The following is a 16,980-nucleotide window of genomic DNA, read 5'->3' as shown; positions in this document are numbered from 1 at the left end:
ATCACCGCCAGGGCGACCAGGATTTGAAGACTGCGTGTCACGTTCATGCAGGAGGCACGTCCCCGGCCCCGGAAAAGTTGCGCATGAAACGGTCGCGAAATGCGTCCATCGGCATCGCCGTGCTGCCTGGCTCTGGGATCAGCCCCGGCGTCAGGCCCCATCCGTCGGTCAGGGCGACCAGATCGGGCGGGCCGATGACGTGGATCGGAACCTCGCGCCGGTCATCCAAGCCGATGGGGGTTGCCGCCTGGTGATCGCCGATCAGCAGGATCAGCGGCGCGTCGTCCCCCTGCCGCGCGGCGTATTCCAGCACCGCCTGCAGCGTATAGTCGATGGTATCGCGATATTGCGCCCGCACCCGGTCGCGGTCGCGCCAGACGACGTTCGGCGGATCGCCCGCCTGCGCCATCGCGTCGAATTCGGTCCCGTCGCCCAGATCCTCCCACGGCAGCATCTCCGGGACCGGGGTCCAGGGCGCGTGGGACGAGATCAGGGCGATCTGCGCGAACAGGCGGCGCGGGTCGCTGCCGTCGCGCAACAGGCGGTCTGTCGCTTCCAACGTGAACTGGTCGGGCATCGTGACCCAATTGAAGGGCTGCCCGCGATAGCCCAGGTCGGGCGCGGCCAGGATCCGCTGGAACCCCATGGTCGACGCCTCGGGCCAGGGACGGACGATGGCGGGCATCACGGCGGCGGTGCGGAACCCGGCATCGGCTGCGTGATGGAACAGCGTGCGGCGCCCGCTGGCGATGGCGGCCTGATAGCGGGTCTGGTCGTTGACCCACAGCCCGTTGGCCAGCGTCGCATGCGCCAGCCAGCTTTGTCCTCCATGCGTCGGAGAGGTCAGGAACCCCGACGCCATGGCCAACCCACGATCCTGCAGCGCCTGCTGTCCCTGGCGCAGCCGTGGCAAGTGCGCGTCGGCAAAGAAGGACCTGTCAAAGCTGGTCCGGCCATAGCTTTCCAGAAAGATCACCAGCACGTCGCGGTCGATCAGCGCCAGTGGGTCCTGCAGCCCGGCCAGCGTGTCCTGTCGCGCCTGTTCGCGGAACTGGCGCAGTTCCATAACGGTGCGTGCCGACAGCTGCGCGCGGTCGACGGCATAGGTGGCGGTGGGGGGCGGCATCGTGGTCAGCAGGGCGATGCCCACGGCGGATGCGGCCAGGCTGGCGGCGCGCGCCCACCCGGCTTGCGGTGCCCGGCGCCTCAGCACACCCACGGCCCACCACGTCCCCGCAGCGATCAGCGCCATGGCCAGCAGCGCGGCCAGGACGGCGCCCGCGGCCTGCCACGGCCCCAGGCTGCCCGCGATCAGCCGGACCGAGGCGTCGATCAGCGGCAGGTCCGCGACCGGATTGAACCGCCGTCCCAAGCTTTCCAGCATCGCCAGGTCCGCGACCTTGAGTACGGTGACAAGGGTCAGGGTCAGTGTGACCGCCACGCGCAGCAACTGCCCCGCAAGCGACCGACCCGCAGCCAGCGCCATCAGGATCACGACCGCCAGTTCCGGTGCGGGGCGGGCCAGCGCGGTCCAGGCCAGCTGGTCAGGATGCGCAGGAAGGGCCAGTAGGCCGTGCAGCAACAGGATGGCGGCAAGGACCGACCAGGGCCGGGGCGTCACCGATGGCCCCGCAGCCACAGCACGTCGCGGCCAAAGGACCAGATCAGCGCCGCCGCCGCGATCCGGGCCAGCGTGATCGCCAGATCATCCGGCAGCACCGGCACCTGCAGCGCGATCAACGTCGCCAGCTGCAGCACGCAGACGGCCTTGCGCGCATAGCTGACCGGCAGCGGCGCCATGATCCACGGCCAGATCAGCCCCGCGCCGATGAACAGATAGCGCATGACGCCCAACGCCAGGATCTCCGCCCCGACGGGACTGCCGGCCAGGGCATGCAGCGCCAGGATCAGCGCCAGCGCCGCGTCGACCTCCATGTCGAAGCGGGCGCCGAATTCGGAACACAGCCCACTGCGCCGCGCCAGCCAGCCGTCCACCCCGTCCAGCGACAGCGATATCGTCGCGATGGCGGCCACGGCCCAGCCCGCCGCCACCCCGCCGACCAGGGGCGCGATCAGCGCCGCCGTCAGCGCCATGCGCATCAGCGTCACGGCATTGCACCACCCCAGCCTTGCATGCGGATAATGGCGGCGCATCGCGACGCAGACCAGCGCCGCCCCCGCCAGATAGACGGCACCCGCCGCCAGCGCGCCGGTGCCTTGCCCCAGGACCATCACGCCGACGCCCAGGTTCAGGGCCAGGCCCGCGGGAATGGCCAGGATCAGCCCCTCGGGCAGGCGGCGGCCTGCGGCGGCGGCCGGTCTGATGGCCGGATCGGCAAGGTCGGGGCGGGAAATCTGCATCGGCTGAACATATGACAGGCGCATGACGCGTCAAGCGGACTTCTCAACACGCTTGCCTCAGCGCGATCGCGGGCTATCCTGTCGGAACAGGAGGACTGCGACATGGATCATCGATCCGCAGGCTATGGCACCACGGCGCGGATGCTGCACTGGCTGGTCGCGGCGCTGGTCCTGGCGATGATCCCGGTGGGGCTGTTGATGGTGCGGGATGGGCTGGATCGCGGCCTTGGCGATGCGCTTTACCTGTTTCACAAGAACGTGGGCAGCCTGCTGATCGCCATCATCGCGCTGCGGCTGGTCTGGCGGCTGACGCATCCGCCCGCGCCTCTGCCCGCGACCATGCCCGCCTGGCAACGGCGGGCGGCGGGCCTGTCGCATCTGGCGCTGTACGCGCTGATGGTGGTGATGCCGCTGTCGGGCTATGTCCGCGTCCGCGCCGGCGGCTTTCCGATCGAGGGGCTGGACGCGCTTGGCCTGCCGACGCTGATCCCCCGGTCGAAACCCTTGGCCGATGCCGCAAGCAGCCTGCACGCACTGGCGGCCTGGGCGCTGATCGCGGTGCTGGTCTTGCATGTCGGCGCGGCGCTGCACCATGCGCTGATCCGGCGCGACGGGGTCTGGGGGCGGATGTGGCCGCCGCGGGCGCGCTGAGCCCTCGACAGGACCATCCGGTTTGGATATGGCCGTGCGGCGCGGATGACGGGGACCGTCTGGTGGCGTCGACTTATCAAATATCGATCACAGGCGGTTGAACGAAAGGCCCGGTCGGGACGTTCGACGATGCCGTCGAAAATACTGCCGTTCAGGAGAGACCGTGACCAAGACCCTAGACCTGACGATTCTGATCGTCATCGGAGCGGCCCTTGCCGGCGTGTTCACCCTGGATCTGATGGTGCCTCTGGGGACGGCGGTCTGGCTGATCTATATCCTGCCGCTGAGTCTTGCGGTCTTCGCGCGCTGGCCCGCGCTGCCGGTTGCCACGGCCGTGCTGGTCTGCGGGGCGATGGCGCTGGCGTTCCAGAAGGACAATGTCGGCATCGATCCGACGCTGGCGGGGATCAACCGCGCGCTGGCCGGGATCGTTTATCTGTGCTTGGGCTTTCTGGGGCGCAGACTGATCGTGACCCGCGGCAAGCTGCTGGACACCGACTGGATCACCGGCACCCAGGTCGCGGTGTCCCGCGCCGTGCAGGGCGACCTGTCGACCGAAAAGCTGGCCCGTCAGGTCCTGCAGGTGCTGGCCGACCGGATCGGCGCGCGCGCCGCCGTCGCCTATGCCCGCAACGGTCACGGCCACATGCGGCTGGCGCAGTGGGGCACCGACGGGGCCGCCCTGGCCGAGCGTGTGGCCGATGACGAAGGCCATCTGGGCCGGGCCATCACCGAAGGCCGCATCCTGCAGATGTCGCTGGCGCCGGACCAGGCGCTGGGCTGGGGGTCGGGGCTGGCGCGCGGGCGCACTGCGCATGCGCTGATCGTGCCGATGCGGGACGGTCAGCTGATCAACGGCGTGCTGGAATTCGGGCTGGACTCCGCCCCCAGCCCGCGCGTGATCGACCTGTTCGAACGTATCGGCGACAAGCTGGGCATTGCCCTGCGCTCCGCCCAGTACCGCCAGCAGCTGCAGGAGCTGCTGGAGGAGACCCGCCGCCAGGCCGAGGAGCTGCGCGCCCATACAGAGGAGCTTGCCGCCTCGAACGAGGAGCTGGAGGAGCAGACCCGCGCCCTGCAGGACAGCCAGCGCCGGCTGGAGGCCCAGCAGGCCGAGCTGGAGGAGCAGAACGCGCAGCTGGAGAGCCAGACGCAGGAGTTGGAGGAACAGCGCGACGCGCTGGCCCGGTCGCGCCGCATGCTGGAGGATCAGGCGCAGGAGCTGGCGCAGGAAAGCCGCTACAAGTCCGAATTCGTCGCGAACATGTCGCACGAACTGCGCACGCCACTAAACGCGCTGCTGATCATGTCGCGCCTGCTGTCGGACAACCGCGGCCGCAACCTGTCCGAGGAGCAGGTCCGCTGGGCCGAGACGATCGAGGCGTCGGGCAAGGATCTGCTGGCGCTGATCAACGACATCCTGGACCTGTCCAAGATCGAATCCGGCAAGATGGACGTGTCGCGCGACACGGTCGACCCGCAGGTGCTGGCCGACAAGCTGGTCCGTGGCTTCGAGGCGCAGGCCCGCGACAAGGGCCTGACGCTGACCGCGCAGGTGGATCCGGCCGTCGCGGCCTTCCACACCGATCGGCAGCGGCTGGAACAGGTGCTGCGGAACTTCATCTCGAACGCGCTGAAGTTCACCGAGCGGGGGCAGGTGGTGCTGCATGTCTCTCCTGCGCCGCAGGGGATCGCCCTGTCGGTGCAGGACAGCGGCATCGGCATCGACGCCAGCCAGCAGGAGACCGTGTTCGAGGCGTTCCGGCAGGCGGACGGCACCATCTCTCGCCGCTTTGGCGGCACGGGGCTGGGCCTGTCGATCTGCCGCGAGTTGGCCGACCTGCTGGGCGGGCGGATCACCCTGACCAGCGCGCCCGGCAAGGGCAGCACCTTCACGCTGATCCTGCCCGCGGCCCCCGCGCTGCAATCGCCCGCCCCGGCGCGGCGGTCCGCGCCCGTGCCCACGATGCCGGAACCCGCGCCGATGATGCTGGATGCGCTGTCGGGGGTCGATGACGACCGCGCCGATATCGCGGCCGGGGACCGGGTCATGCTGGTGGTCGAGGACGATCCGGCCTTTGCCCGCATCCTGTACGGTCTGGCGCAGGAGCTGGGATTCCGCTGCGTCTGTGTGGGACGGGCCGATGACGCGGTGCGTGCGGCGCGCCATTTCCTGCCGCAGGCCATCGTCATGGACGTGGGCCTGCCCGATCATTCGGGCCTGTCCGCGCTGGACCGGCTGAAACGCGACACCACCACGCGCCACATTCCCGTGCACATGGTCTCGGCCGACGATTACACCAAGGAGGCGCTGGCCCAGGGGGCCATCAGCTACATGATGAAGCCGGTGCGCCGGGACGATCTGGCCACGGCGATCCGCAACCTGGAAACGCGGCTGGAGCAGCGTCTGCGCCGGGTTCTGATCGTCGAGGACGATCCCGCACAGATGCTGGGCCTCAAGGCTCTGCTGACCAGCGACGGGGTCGAGACGGTGGGTGCTGGCACCGCCGCCGAGGCGCTGCAGGTCTGCCGCAGCCAGACGGTCGACTGCATCGTGCTGGACATGACCCTGCCGGACGCGTCGGGCTTTGAGGTGCTGGAACAGCTGGACGGGGACGGCACGGCGTCCTTTCCGCCGGTCATCGTCTATACCGCCCGCGCCCTGTCCGAGGCCGAGGAGCAGCGCCTGCGCCGCTATTCGAAATCGATCATCATCAAGGGCGCGAAATCGCCCGAACGCCTGATAAACGAGGTGACGCTGTTCCTGCACCAGGTCGTGTCCGACCTGCCCCAGAAACAGCGCGACATGCTGGCCGCGTCGCTGAACCGCGACGCGCAGCTGGAAGGGCGCCGCATCCTGGTGGTCGAGGACGACATCCGCAACGTCTATGCCCTGACCGGCGTGTTCGAGCCGCATGGCGCGACCGTCCAGATCGCCCGGAACGGCCGCGAGGCGCTGGAGGCCCTGGGCCGCATCAACGACGGTGCCGCGCCCAAGGTGGACCTGGTGCTGATGGACGTGATGATGCCGGAAATGGACGGCCTGACCGCCACGCGAGAGATCCGCAAGATCGACCGTTGGAAGTCGCTGCCCATCATCATGCTGACCGCCAAGGCCATGGCCGAGGATCAGAACCAGTGCCTGGCGGCGGGGGCCAACGATTATCTGCCCAAGCCCCTGGACGTCGACAAGCTGCTGTCGCTGACCCGGGTCTGGATGCCCAGATGAGCGTCGATCCCGTCCCCCTGCACGCGGCCGATGCGATCGAGCTGGACCTGTTCCTGGAGGCGCTGAACCGGCGCCACCATTACGATTTCCGGTCCTATTCGCGGACGTCGCTGGCGCGGCGGGCGGAACTGGCGCGCGAACGGTTGGGCTGCGCGACCCTGTCCGAGGTTCAGGGCCGTCTGCTGCACGACCCCGCCGTGCTGCCCGACATCATCGACGCGATGACGGTGCAGGTCAGTGAGATGTTCCGCGACCCGGCCTATTACCTGGCGCTGCGCCGCGAGGTGATCCCGCATCTGCGGACCTTTCCGTCGCTGAAGGTCTGGGTGGCGGGCTGTGCCGACGGAGAGGAGCTGTATTCCCTGGCCATCCTGTTCCAGGAGGAGGGCCTGTTCGACCGCACGATGTTCTATGCCACGGAAATCAACCGCCGCGCCCTGGCCCGGGCCGAGGCCGGGATCTATGACATCGACCGCCTGCCGGTCTTTTCGCAGAACTATCAGCGGGCGGGGGGGCTGGGGTCGCTGTCGGATTACTATACCGCCGCCTATGGGCGCGCGGCCTTTGATCGGTGCCTGCGGTCGCGCACGGTGTTCACCGAACACAACCTAGCCACCGATCAGGTGTTCTCCGAGGTGCAGCTGGTGTCCTGCCGGAACGTGCTGATCTATTTCGACGGAACGCTGCAGGACCGCGCCGTGGGCCTGTTCGCCGAGGCTCTGGCGCGGGGCGGCTTTCTTGGCCTCGGCTCTCACGAGACGTTGCGCTTTTCCACCCATGCCGCGTCCTTTGCGGCCTTTGCCGAACCGGACCGGATCTGGCGCCGGACTGCCGACCAGGAGACTGTTCATGCCCGATAGACCCATCCGTTTCCTGATCGTCGACGACATCGCGGAAAACATCATGGCGCTGGAGGCGCTGCTGCGCCGCGACGGGCTGGTGGTCGACACCGCCCGATCCGCGACCGAGGCGCTGGAGCTGATGTTGCAGCACGATTACGCGCTGGCGTTTCTGGACGTGCAGATGCCCGGCACCGACGGCTATGAGCTGGCCGAACTGATGCGGTCCACGGAACGCACCCGTGGCGTGCCGATCATCTTCGTCACCGCCGCCGAGATGGACGAGGCCCGGCGTTTCCGCGGATACGAGGCGGGGGCCGTCGATTACATCTTCAAGCCCATTGACCCGGTGGTGCTGAAATCCAAGGCCGAGGTGTTCTTTCGCATCGGCCGGCAAGCCAAGGACCTGCAGCGCCAGCGCGACGAGATGCAGGACATCGCGCTGCACCGCGACCGCGCGATGGCGCAGCTGAAGGCGCATGCCGACAATTCGCCGCTGGCGTTTGTGACGCTGGACCGGAACCTCTGCGTGCGCAGTTGGTCCAAGGGGGCGGAACGCATGTTCGGGCGCCCGGCGGGCGACATGCTGGGCATGACCGCCACCGCGGCGGGCTGGCTGGACGAACAGGGGGCCGCGCTGCTGACCGGCTGGCTGGACAGCCAGCAGGACGGCGTGCCGCGTTTCTCGGCCGAGATCAGCCTGGATCACGCCGATATCGGCCCGATCTGCTGCGAGGTCTATGGATCGGTGCTGTCCGAGGGGCTGAACCGCCAGTCGCTGTCGCTGCAGGTCCAGGACATCACCGAACGAAAGCAGTCCGAAGAGGTCCGCGCCCTGCTGATCGGAGAGCTGAACCACCGCATCAAGAATACCTTGGCCAACGTCCAGGCCATCGCCCGCCAAAGCCTGCGCCAGTCCGGCAGCCTGCCGGAATTCGAGACCAGCTTTGGCGGCCGCTTGCAGGCCTTGGCCCGCGCCCATTCGATCTTGTCGGATGCGACCTGGGCCAGCGCGCCGCTGGACCAATTGATCGATGACCAGATCAGCTCGGGCACGCTGGACGGCGACCGCCTGCGCCGCGACGGCCCGCCGGTGGAACTGGCGCCCGACACCATGCTGCGCCTGGCGCTGACCCTGCACGAACTGGGCACGAACGCGGCGAAATACGGCGCGCTGTCGGTTCCGGGCGGCATCGTGCATATCGCCTGGCGGCTTGAGGGTCAGCGCCTGGTCCTGACCTGGCGCGAGACGGGGGGGCCGACGGTGACCGCGCCGTCGCGCATGGGCTTTGGCATGACGCTGATCGGGGCGGCCGGGGGCGGCGACGCCGCGGCGGTCAGCGCCGACTGGAACCCCGACGGTGTCGTCTGGACCATTCGCCTGACCGAAGGCGTCACCCGGCTGTCGGGTCAGGCCGCCGCGGCCGAGGCGCTGGCCGGGCAGCCCATTGTGCGCGTGTCGACCCTGCAGGGCGCCCGCGTGCTGCTGGTCGAGGACGAGCCGCTGGTCGCGTTGGACCTGCGATACGAGCTGGAGGATGCCGGGGCCACCGTCACCGCCGTCGCCCGCAGCGTCCCCGAGGCGCTGGCCGCCGCCCGCAACGGTCCGGTCGACCTGGCCCTGCTGGACGGCAACCTCAAGGGAGAGCCGGTGGACGAGGTCGCCGCCCTGTTCGACAGCCTGTCGGTACCGTTCTGCTTCGTGTCGGGCTATGGGCGCGAAAACCTGCCGCAGGGGTTCGACCATGCGCCGCTGATCGAAAAGCCGTTCCGCCCTGACACGCTGCGAACCATCCTGACCGCGCTGCTGGCGCGCGGGATGCCGGATGCGGCGGAATAAGGACAGCCTTCCTGTCACATGTCGGATCGACCTGCCGCGCGTTCACGCGCGCAGGCCGGGACAGGGCATGCGTTCCGGAACCCCGCACCCGCGGCGAACGGTCGTTTTGCGGGCGCAGGCTGCGTGATCGCCGCACGGCTTGCGCCCGGCGGCCGTTTCGGGCAGGACCGCGCCCTGACTTTTGACAAGCATGCAGGATGCGGATGACCGGCGCGGCGATAACCTTCGAAGGGCTGGGCAAGTCCTTTCCCAAGGCGGGCGGGCAGGTGATGGCGCTGGCCGACATCACCCTGTCGGTGCCGCAGGGCAGCATCACCGGCATCATCGGGCGATCCGGCGCGGGCAAGTCCACGCTGCTGCGCATGGTGAACGGGCTGGAGCGTCCGACGACGGGCAAGGTGTCGGTCGCGGGCCGCGATGTCGGCACCGCCACCGGGTCCGGCCTGCGGGCGATCCGGCGCGACGTCGGCATGATCTTCCAGCACTTCAACCTGCTGGCCTCGCGCAGCGTGCGGGGCAACATCGCCCTGCCGCTGGAGGTCGCCGGCACCCCGCGCGGCCAGATCCGCGCCCGCGTCGACCAGCTGATCGACCAGGTGGGCCTGGGCGCGCTGGCCGACCGCTATCCGGCAGAGCTGTCGGGCGGGCAGAAACAGCGCGTGGGCATCGCCCGCGCCCTGGCCACCGGCCCCAAGGTCCTGCTGTCGGACGAGGCGACCAGCGCGCTGGACCCCGAAACCACGCAGACCGTCCTGGACCTGCTGGCGCAGATCAACCGCGACCTGGGCCTGACCGTCCTGCTGATCACGCACGAGATGGCCGTCCTGCGCGACATCGCCAGCCACATGGCGGTGATCGAGGCCGGGCGCATCGTCGAAGCCGGTCCGACCTATGACGTCTTTGCCCGCCCGGCGCACGCGACCACCCGCAGCTTTCTGTCGGGCGTGACCGGCGCCACGCTGCCCGCCTTCGTCGCGGCGCGGCTGCAGGCCGATCCGCCGGGCGACCAAGTGATCCGCGTGACCTTTGCCGGCACCCATGCGACCGACCCGATGCTGGCGCGGCTGGCGACCGATCTGGGCATCAGCGCCAACATCCTGGGCGGCACCATCGAAGAGATCGGCACGCGCCCCTTTGGCAACCTGCTGATTTCCGTCCCCCACGACCGCGGCGACCAGGCCCGCGCGTCCTGAGCGAACACGGTCTGACCACGGAGGTGCTGGGCCATGTCCGCTAACCTGATCCCGATCCTGTGGGATGCGACGCTGCAGACGCTGTACATGGTCGCCATCTCGGCGATCCTGGGCACGGTGGGCGGGCTGCCCTTGGGCGTGTTCCTGGCCACGTCGCAGCGAGGCGAGCTGCTGTCCACGCCTTGGGTCAACAAGGTGCTGGGGCTGGTGGTGAACGCCACGCGGTCGGTCCCGTTCATCATTTTGGTGGTGGCGATCATCCCCTTCACGCGGGCCGTGGTCGGCACGTCGATCGGCACCGACGCCGCCATCGTGCCGCTGACCGTGGCCGCGATCCCCTTCATCGCGCGGCTGGTCGAGAACGCCATCCGCGAGGTCGACCAGGGCCTGATCGAAGCGGCCCGCGCGATGGGCGCTACGCCTTTGCAGATCATCCGCAAGGTGCTGATCCCCGAGGCGCTGCCCGGCATCACCCTGGGCCTGACCCTGGCCGTGGTCAGCCTGATCGGATATTCCGCGATGGTCGGCGCCGTGGGCGGGCAGGGACTGGGCGATCTGGGCATCCGCTATGGATACCAGCGTTTCATGCCAGAGGTCATGGCCGCCGTCGTCGTCATCCTGATCGTGCTGGTGCAGCTGGTCCAGTCGCTTGGCGAATGGATCGCGGCCCGCGTCGACCGTCGCGCGCCCCGCAACCGCGGCGCCTGAGTTTTCCCCCGTTTTTCCGCAGACAAGAAAGGACCAATCCCATGCTGCGTCTGACAACCTTTGTTTCCGCCCTTGCCCTGTCCACCGCCGCGATGGCCGAGGATATCACGGTCGGCGTCTCCCCCGGTGAACATGGCGAGATCATGGAGAAGGTGGCCGAGGTCGCCGAACCCCTGGGCCTGACCATCGAGGTCATCGAATTCTCCGATTACGTCGTGCCGAACCAGGCGCTGGCCGATGGCGATCTGGATGCCAACAGCTTTCAGCACCGCCCCTATCTGGAGAACCAGATGACCGATCGCGGCTTTGCCCTGGTCGAGGTCGGCACCACCATCACCACCCCGATGGGCGTCTATTCCGACCGCATCGAGGATCTGGCCGATCTGCCCGAGGGCGCGCAGGTCGCGATCCCCAATGACCCGACCAATGGCGGGCGCGCGCTGCTGATCCTGCAGGATCTGGGCATCATCACCCTGACCGAGGGCACGGGCCTGGTCCCCAGCCCGCTGGACATCGCCGACAACCCCAAGGGCCTGCGCTTCCTGGAGCTGGACGCGGCGCAGCTGCCCCGCACGCTGGCCGATGCCGATATCGCGATCATCAACACGAACTATGCGCTGGCCTCTGGCCTGTCGCCGCGCGGCGATTCCATCGCTATGGAAAAGGCCGACAGCCCCTATGTGAACATCCTGGTCGTGCAGGAAGGCCGCGAGGCCGAGCCTTGGGTCCAGACCCTGGTCGAGGCCTATCAGTCGCCCGAGGTCAAGGCCTTCATCGACGAGAAATACGAAGGCGCGGTCATCACCTCGTGGTAATCGCTTGGGGCCGTCCTTCGGGGCGGCCCCGTTCCGTCAGGCACTGAACCGCGCCTGCCGCGGCGAACAGCGCCAGCCCGATCGCCGTCAGCACGGCAAGGGCCGCGAACATCAGGTCGGTCTGACCCCGCCCGTTCGCCATCAGCATCACGTGCCCCAATCCGCGGCTGGACCCCACCCATTCGCCGATGATCACCGCCAGCGGCGCCTGCACCGCCGCCAGCCGCAGCCCAGAGCCAAGCGCGGGCAGGGCGTTCGGCAGCTGGATCAGCATCAGGCGTCGCACGGGCCGCGCGCCCATCGACAGGGCCAGATCGTCCAGCGCCGCGGGCGGGCGCATCAGCGCGTCGAACAGGACCGACGCCACCGGGAAATACACCACCAGCGCAACCATCACGACCTTGCTGGGCGCGCCGTAACCCAGCCACAGCGTCAGGATCGGCGCCAGCGCAAAGACCGGCACCGCCTGCGCCGCGATCAGCATCGGCCGCAGCAGCCACCGCGCCGCGGGCGACAGCGCCAGGTTGATCGCCGTGCCGACCCCAAGCGCCACCCCCAGGGCCAGCCCGGCCGCCAGATTGGCCAGCGTGAACCGCGCGTTCACCGCCAGCATCCCGGCATGATCGATCAGCGCATGGGCCACCCGCGCGGGTCCCGGCAGGATGAAGGGCGGCACGCCGCTGGCCCAGACAACGCCCTGCCATAGCGACAGCGCGACCAGTATCGCGATCAGGCCGCGCATGGCATCAGGCTGCGGAACAATGCGCCTTGGGTGGCCAGCACCTGCGGGTCGTCCAGGGCGCGCGGTGTGGGGGTGGCGGGCAGGGCCAGTGCATGGGTTCCGTGCGCGTCCAGCAGCCAGGCGGCGTGGCACAGGCGCGCGGCCTCCAGCGGGTCGTGGGTGATCAGGATCATCGTGCGCCCGGCCAGGTGTCGCGCCGCCAGATCCTGCATCTGCGCCCGCGTGCCGGCGTCCAGCGCCGAGAACGGCTCGTCCAGGACGACCACCGGGCGATCCTCGATCAGGGTGCGGGCTAGGGCCACACGCTGGCGCTGGCCGCCGGACAGCTGGGCGGGGCGGCGCGCCTCCAGCCCCGACAGGCCCAGATCGGCCAACAGGGCGCGGGCACGGTCCCGGTCGGGGGCTGGCCGCGCAGCCGCGCGCCGATGGTGACATTGGCCAGCGCATCGGCCCAAGGCAGCAACTGATCCTGCTGCCCCATCAGCGTGACCGCCCCCGCCGTGATATGCCCCCGCAGCCGCGCGGCCACGGGCAGGCCCGCCACGATGCGGCCCAAGGTCGACTTGCCCACCCCCGACGGCCCCATGAGCGCGGTCCACCGCCCCTGCGGACAGTCCAGCGCCAGACCCTGCAGCAGAGGCCGCCCGTCCAGGATCAGGTCGCCCGTGATGCGGATCATGTCCGGTCCAAGCCCATCTGCCAGAACCCGACCTCCAGCTGGGTTGCTTGGGTGAAATGGCGCGCCAGCGTCTGCGCGCGGGGCAGGGTGGGCCAGTCGGGGCCCAACCGCGCCTCCAGCGCCGCGTCGATCAGCGCGCCCACGTCATGGCAGACGCGCTGGTAATCGGCGCCGCCATAGGTCGCGGTCCATTCGCCATAGGGGCCGCCGCTGCCCGCATGCGCCAGCCCGATCTGGCCATAGCCGAAGACGCAAGGTGCAAGCGCCGCCAGCAAGTCCAGCATGTCGCCCGCATAGCCGGTGGCCTGCACGAACCGCGTATAGGCCATGTTGGCGGGCGATTCCGGGGTCTGCTGCAGCATCTCCTCGGAGATGCCCTCGCGGCCGCAGATGTCGACATGCAGCGGCATCTCTCCGTTCAGCAGGCCGTGCGCGATGGACGACGCCAGCGCCATTTCCGACATCCGGTCCGACTTGGCAAAGACCAGCGCCCAGGACCGCGCGAAATGCAGAAGGAACACATAGTCCTGCCGCAGATAATGCAGGAAGCTGTCGCGCGGCAGTTCGCCCGCCGCCAACTGCCGCACGAAGGCATGGTCGACATAGGCGTCCCAGTGCCCCCCCGCCGCCTGCCGCCACAGCGCAAAGGCGCGGCCGTAATCGGGCGCGCTCATGGTGCGGTCACGTCGATGGCCAGGTCGGACAGGTCCTGTCCGCCCGGCGTGGCCCCCTGGTCGGCCAGAAACGCCTCGAACCGCAGATAGCGTCCGGCGTCCAGCGCGGCGGGGCGTCCGGCAAAGCGCGGCCAGGTGTCCGCCCACGCGGCCTCGTTCAGGGGCGTCTGCAGTTCGGCGGCGGTGTCCGCGAACATCCGCCACGCCGCGTCGGGGTCGTTCTTGATGAAGGCCGTCGCGCGTTCGGTGGCCTCCAGAAAGGCCGCGATGGCGGCGCGGTCCATGCGCGCGGGATCGGCCAGATAGATCAGTTCGTCATAGGCGGGGATGCCGTGGTCCTCGGGGTTCAGGCAGCGGCCCTCGAACCCCTCCAGCCGCAGCTGGTTCAGCTCGAAGTTGCGGAAGGCGCCGATGACGCCGTCGACCTGTCCCGACATCAGCGCGGGCGCGATGGACCAGCCGATGTTGATCTGTTCGACATCGGTGGGGGCCAGCCCGCTATCGGCCAGCATGGCGTCCAGCATCACCTCCTGCACGCCCGCCACGGCAAAGCCCACCTTGCGTCCCGACAGGTCGGCGGGGGTGTCGATGCCGCTGTCGGCCAGCACGACCAGACAGGTCAGCGGCGTTTCAACCAGCGTGCCGACGCGTGTCACCGGCAAGCCCTGATGGCGTGACAGATGCAGCTGCGGCTGATAGCTGACGGCCAGATCGACGCGCCCCGCCGCGACCATGCGCGGCGGATCGTTGGGGTCGGACGGGGTCACGGTGTCGACCGCCAGCCCGGCATCGGCGAAATAGCCCAGTTCCTGGGCCAGCACGATGGGGGCATGGTCGGGGTTCACGAACCAGTCCAGCATCACGGTCAGCCGGGTTTCGGCATGGGCGGGCATGGCCAGCACGGCCAGCGCCAGGGTCAGCGTCTTCATGGGCGTCCTTTCAGGTCGTCATCGGTCAGGGCCAGCAGGGCGATGCGCCCCGGCCAGCGTGATTGCAGCACCTGCCCGGCATTGTGCGCGCGCAGGCCGGTGCGACAGGCCAGCACCACCCGCGCGGCGGGGCCGGGGTCCAGATGCGCGATCCGGTCGGGGGGCAGGTGGCGGGCGCCGGCAAAGGGCGCGGCCTCGGTCCGCAGGTCGATCAGCAGGTCGCCGGGGGCGATCTGTGCATGGGCGATGAAGGGCAGGGGGGCGGCGGGTTCGGGCGCCGCGTCGAAACGAAACCCGCCCATCCGCCAGCCGCCTGCGTCCCAGCTGACCAGCCGCCCCAAGGGCTGCGGGTCCAGCCCCAGCAGCACCGCCAGCGCCATCTGCGCCTGCAGCGCGCCGATCATGCCGACGACGGGACCAAGGACGCCCGCGCTGGCACAGCTGGCGGCCTGCACAGGCAGGTCGGGAAAGATCGCACGCAGGCTGGGCGCGCCGCCACAGCACCCCGCCGCATAGCCTGACAGGCCAAGGGCGGACCCGGTGATCAGCGGCCTGCCCGATGCCATGCAGGCATCCGACAGGGTCAGGCTGACCGCAAAGCTGTCGGCGCAGTCCATCACGACATCGGCCGCCTGCACCAGATCGAAGACGTTGGCCGGGGTCAGCCAGTCGGCATGCGGCACCACGTGGCAGTCGGGGTTCAGCACCGCCAGCGCAGCTGCCGCCGCCTGCGCCTTGGGGCGGCCGATCTGCTCCATGCGGTACAGGGGCTGGCGGTGCAGGTTCGTCTCCTCCACCCGGTCGGGATCGACCAGCGTGATGCGGCCCACGCCCGCGGCGGCCAGATATTGCAGCGCGGGACAGCCCAGGCCGCCCGCGCCGACGACCAGCACATGCGCCTGCGCCAGCCGATCCTGGCCCACGGCGCCGATGCCGGGCAGCACCATCTGGCGGGCATAGCGGTTCATGCCGTCACCGCCAGCCAGTCGATCATCCGGGCCTCGGGGTCGGGATTCAGCGTGATGTCGGTCACCGCCGACACCACGTCCGCCCCCGCCGCCAGCGCCTGCGCGCCGCGATCGGGGGTCAGCCCGCCGATGGCGATCAGCGGGACGTCGCCCACCAGCGCCTTCCATTCGGTGACGCGGTCCAGCCCCTGTTCGTGCCAGCGCATCTTTTTCAGGATCGTGGGCCAGACCGGCCCAAGGGCCACGTAATCGGGCGCCAGCGCCAGCGCGCGGTCCAGTTCGGCCCGGTCATGGGTCGACACGCCAAGCCGCAGCCCGGCGCGGCGGATGGCGGGCAGGTCGGCGGTGTCCAGATCCTCCTGCCCCAGATGCAGCCAGTCCGCGCCCAGATCGATCGCCACCTGCCAGTGATCGTTGACGACAAGCGTCGCGCCATGATGCCGCGCCACGCGCAGCCCGCGCGCGATCTGGTCGCGCAGGTCGGCGGGGTCGCGGTCCTTCAGCCGCAGCTGAACCAGCCGCACGCCAAGGGGCAGGGCGCGGTCCAGCCAGGCCACGTCGTCGAAGATCGGATAGAAGCGCGGCAGTGTCACAGCCAAGCCCTCCCGATCAGGGGGGTGGATGGCGCGCCCATGTCGCGCACCCCCATCGGGTCGGCGTCGCGGGCCAGCGCGCCCGCCTGCACGGCAAAGGCAAAGGCCCGCGCCATCGCGACCGGGTCGCCCGCCTGCGCCACCGCGCTGTTCAGCAGGACCGCATCGAACCCCATCTCCATCGCCTCGGTCGCGTGGCTGGGCAGGCCCAGGCCCGCGTCGATCACCATCGGCACGTCAGGGAAGGCCGCGCGCAGCATGCGCAGCCCGTGGCGGTTGTTCAGGCCCAGCCCCGATCCGATGGGCGCGCCCCAGGGCATCAGCACCTTGCATCCGGCGTCCAGCAGGCGGGCGGCCAGCACCTGATCCTCGGTCGTATAGGGGAAGACGTGGAATCCCTCGGCGCACAGGATGGTCGCGGCCTCCAGCAGGCCGAAGGGGTCGGGCTGCAGGGTGTCGGCATGGCCGATCACCTCCAGCTTGATCCAGTCGGTCTCAAAGACTTCTCGGGCCATTCGGGCGGTGGTCACGGCCTCGCGGGCGCTGTGACAGCCGGCGGTGTTGGGCAGGATGCGCACCCCCAGATCGCGGATCAGCGACCAGAAGGCCTGTCCCTGACCGGCCTCGCGGCGCAGCGACACGGTCGCCACCCCGGCACCGCTGGCCCGGAACGCGTCCTGCAGCACCGACGGGGACGGGTACTGCGCGGTGCCCAGCAGCAGCGCATTGGGCAGGGTGACGCCATAGAAATCGCGCATC

Annotated in this window: 16 protein-coding genes and 1 pseudogene; 7 read left to right on the top strand and 10 right to left on the bottom strand. The window is 69.5% G+C overall.

From position 1 onward, the window contains the following. Nucleotides 1-43 precede the first annotated feature (43 nt). Together TY51_RS09505 and TY51_RS09500 are read right to left on the bottom strand one after the other, a co-directional pair. Nucleotides 44-1,621 carry a sulfatase gene (locus TY51_RS09505; RefSeq protein WP_042248820.1) on the bottom strand — a complete coding sequence of 526 codons (1,578 nt, stop codon included), beginning with the start codon at nt 1,619-1,621 and terminating at the stop codon, nt 44-46. After that, nucleotides 1,618-2,385, bottom strand: coding sequence for a CDP-alcohol phosphatidyltransferase family protein (locus TY51_RS09500; protein ID WP_231558991.1), 768 nt, complete (start codon nt 2,383-2,385; stop codon nt 1,618-1,620). Before TY51_RS09500 ends, TY51_RS09505 begins: the two co-directional genes overlap by 4 nt. Nucleotides 2,386-2,463: 78 nt before the next feature. Between TY51_RS09500 and TY51_RS09495 the strand changes: the two genes are divergently transcribed. The 7 genes and pseudogenes from TY51_RS09495 to TY51_RS09465 all read left to right on the top strand — a co-directional run bounded on the left by TY51_RS09495 (nt 2,464) and on the right by TY51_RS09465 (nt 11,636). After that, on the top strand, nt 2,464-3,012 hold the full coding sequence (locus TY51_RS09495) for a cytochrome b (RefSeq protein WP_042248817.1): 549 nt from the start codon (nt 2,464-2,466) through the stop codon (nt 3,010-3,012). Between the two features lie 163 nt (nt 3,013-3,175). Beyond that, nucleotides 3,176-6,241: a response regulator gene (locus TY51_RS09490; RefSeq protein WP_231558990.1), complete on the top strand. Its 3,066-nt coding sequence runs from the start codon at nt 3,176-3,178 to the stop codon at nt 6,239-6,241. Further along, on the top strand, nt 6,238-7,101 hold the full coding sequence (locus tag TY51_RS09485) for a protein-glutamate O-methyltransferase CheR (RefSeq protein WP_042248813.1): 864 nt from the start codon (nt 6,238-6,240) through the stop codon (nt 7,099-7,101). Before TY51_RS09490 ends, TY51_RS09485 begins: the two co-directional genes overlap by 4 nt. Further along, nucleotides 7,091-8,920 (top strand): response regulator, encoded by a 1,830-nt coding sequence (locus TY51_RS09480; RefSeq protein ID WP_042248809.1) that lies wholly within the window; start codon nt 7,091-7,093, stop codon nt 8,918-8,920. The genes TY51_RS09485 and TY51_RS09480 overlap by 11 nt, the downstream gene beginning before the upstream one ends. A gap of 197 nt (nt 8,921-9,117) precedes the next feature. Further along, nucleotides 9,118-10,157 (top strand): annotated as a pseudogene (locus tag TY51_RS09475) (methionine ABC transporter ATP-binding protein). Continuing rightward, nucleotides 10,147-10,821 carry a methionine ABC transporter permease gene (locus TY51_RS09470; RefSeq protein ID WP_042248805.1) on the top strand — a complete coding sequence of 225 codons (675 nt, stop codon included), beginning with the start codon at nt 10,147-10,149 and terminating at the stop codon, nt 10,819-10,821. The pseudogene TY51_RS09475 and the gene TY51_RS09470 overlap by 11 nt, the downstream one beginning before the upstream one ends. Before the next feature lie 41 nt (nt 10,822-10,862). Beyond that, the gene (locus TY51_RS09465) at nt 10,863-11,636 is read left to right on the top strand and encodes a MetQ/NlpA family ABC transporter substrate-binding protein (protein ID WP_042248802.1); all 774 of its coding nucleotides are present in this window, start codon (nt 10,863-10,865) and stop codon (nt 11,634-11,636) included. Here TY51_RS09465 and TY51_RS09460 read toward each other — a convergent pair. The 8 genes from TY51_RS09460 to TY51_RS09430 are packed head-to-tail and all read right to left on the bottom strand — an operon-like array spanning nt 11,623 to nt 16,979. Further along, nucleotides 11,623-12,378, bottom strand: coding sequence for an ABC transporter permease (locus TY51_RS09460; RefSeq protein ID WP_042248799.1), 756 nt, complete (start codon nt 12,376-12,378; stop codon nt 11,623-11,625). The genes TY51_RS09465 and TY51_RS09460 overlap by 14 nt on opposite strands. Next, nucleotides 12,366-12,752 carry an ATP-binding cassette domain-containing protein gene (locus TY51_RS24260; protein WP_307535906.1) on the bottom strand — a complete coding sequence of 129 codons (387 nt, stop codon included), beginning with the start codon at nt 12,750-12,752 and terminating at the stop codon, nt 12,366-12,368. The genes TY51_RS09460 and TY51_RS24260 overlap by 13 nt, the downstream gene beginning before the upstream one ends. Then, complete coding sequence (locus TY51_RS24255) at nt 12,671-13,057, bottom strand: ATP-binding cassette domain-containing protein (protein ID WP_307535903.1); 387 nt, start codon at nt 13,055-13,057, stop codon at nt 12,671-12,673. The genes TY51_RS24260 and TY51_RS24255 overlap by 82 nt, the downstream gene beginning before the upstream one ends. Continuing rightward, complete coding sequence (locus TY51_RS09450; protein ID WP_042248797.1) at nt 13,054-13,731, bottom strand: TenA family protein; 678 nt, start codon at nt 13,729-13,731, stop codon at nt 13,054-13,056. Before TY51_RS09450 ends, TY51_RS24255 begins: the two co-directional genes overlap by 4 nt. Continuing rightward, entirely contained in the window at nt 13,728-14,660 is a 933-nt protein-coding gene (locus tag TY51_RS09445) for an ABC transporter substrate-binding protein (RefSeq protein ID WP_042248794.1), read from the bottom strand. The genes TY51_RS09450 and TY51_RS09445 overlap by 4 nt, the downstream gene beginning before the upstream one ends. Further along, nucleotides 14,657-15,628, bottom strand: a complete 972-nt coding sequence (locus tag TY51_RS09440) for a HesA/MoeB/ThiF family protein (protein WP_042248792.1) — start codon at nt 15,626-15,628, stop codon at nt 14,657-14,659. The genes TY51_RS09445 and TY51_RS09440 overlap by 4 nt, the downstream gene beginning before the upstream one ends. Next, complete coding sequence (locus TY51_RS09435) at nt 15,625-16,221, bottom strand: thiamine phosphate synthase (protein ID WP_042248790.1); 597 nt, start codon at nt 16,219-16,221, stop codon at nt 15,625-15,627. Before TY51_RS09435 ends, TY51_RS09440 begins: the two co-directional genes overlap by 4 nt. Continuing rightward, nucleotides 16,218-16,979: a thiazole synthase gene (locus tag TY51_RS09430; protein WP_042248788.1), complete on the bottom strand. Its 762-nt coding sequence runs from the start codon at nt 16,977-16,979 to the stop codon at nt 16,218-16,220. The genes TY51_RS09435 and TY51_RS09430 overlap by 4 nt, the downstream gene beginning before the upstream one ends. Nucleotide 16,980: the final 1 nt, after the last annotated feature.

It is taken from the genome of Paracoccus sp. PAMC 22219 (genome assembly GCF_000787695.1).
Taxonomy (GTDB): domain Bacteria; phylum Pseudomonadota; class Alphaproteobacteria; order Rhodobacterales; family Rhodobacteraceae; genus Paracoccus.
The sequence above is the reverse complement of the archived record's forward strand: the minus strand, read 5'-3'. Positions and strand labels throughout refer to the sequence as shown.

Bases quoted from the DNA above. Each gene is read 5' to 3' on its own strand.
- TY51_RS09430 (WP_042248788.1), bottom strand. From the start codon at position 16,979: ATGCGCGATTTCTATGGCGTCACCCTGCCCAATGCGCTGCTGCTGGGC.
- TY51_RS09500 (WP_231558991.1), bottom strand. From the start codon at position 2,385: ATGCGCCTGTCATATGTTCAGCCGATGCAGATTTCCCGCCCCGACCTT.
- TY51_RS09485 (WP_042248813.1), top strand. From the start codon at position 6,238: ATGAGCGTCGATCCCGTCCCCCTGCACGCGGCCGATGCGATCGAGCTG.
- TY51_RS09460 (WP_042248799.1), bottom strand. From the start codon at position 12,378: ATGCGCGGCCTGATCGCGATACTGGTCGCGCTGTCGCTATGGCAGGGC.
- TY51_RS09445 (WP_042248794.1), bottom strand. From the start codon at position 14,660: ATGAAGACGCTGACCCTGGCGCTGGCCGTGCTGGCCATGCCCGCCCAT.
- TY51_RS09470 (WP_042248805.1), top strand. From the start codon at position 10,147: ATGTCCGCTAACCTGATCCCGATCCTGTGGGATGCGACGCTGCAGACG.
- TY51_RS09450 (WP_042248797.1), bottom strand. From the start codon at position 13,731: ATGAGCGCGCCCGATTACGGCCGCGCCTTTGCGCTGTGGCGGCAGGCG.
- TY51_RS09440 (WP_042248792.1), bottom strand. From the start codon at position 15,628: ATGAACCGCTATGCCCGCCAGATGGTGCTGCCCGGCATCGGCGCCGTG.
- TY51_RS09495 (WP_042248817.1), top strand. From the start codon at position 2,464: ATGGATCATCGATCCGCAGGCTATGGCACCACGGCGCGGATGCTGCAC.
- TY51_RS09480 (WP_042248809.1), top strand. From the start codon at position 7,091: ATGCCCGATAGACCCATCCGTTTCCTGATCGTCGACGACATCGCGGAA.
- TY51_RS09465 (WP_042248802.1), top strand. From the start codon at position 10,863: ATGCTGCGTCTGACAACCTTTGTTTCCGCCCTTGCCCTGTCCACCGCC.
- TY51_RS24255 (WP_307535903.1), bottom strand. From the start codon at position 13,057: ATGATCCGCATCACGGGCGACCTGATCCTGGACGGGCGGCCTCTGCTG.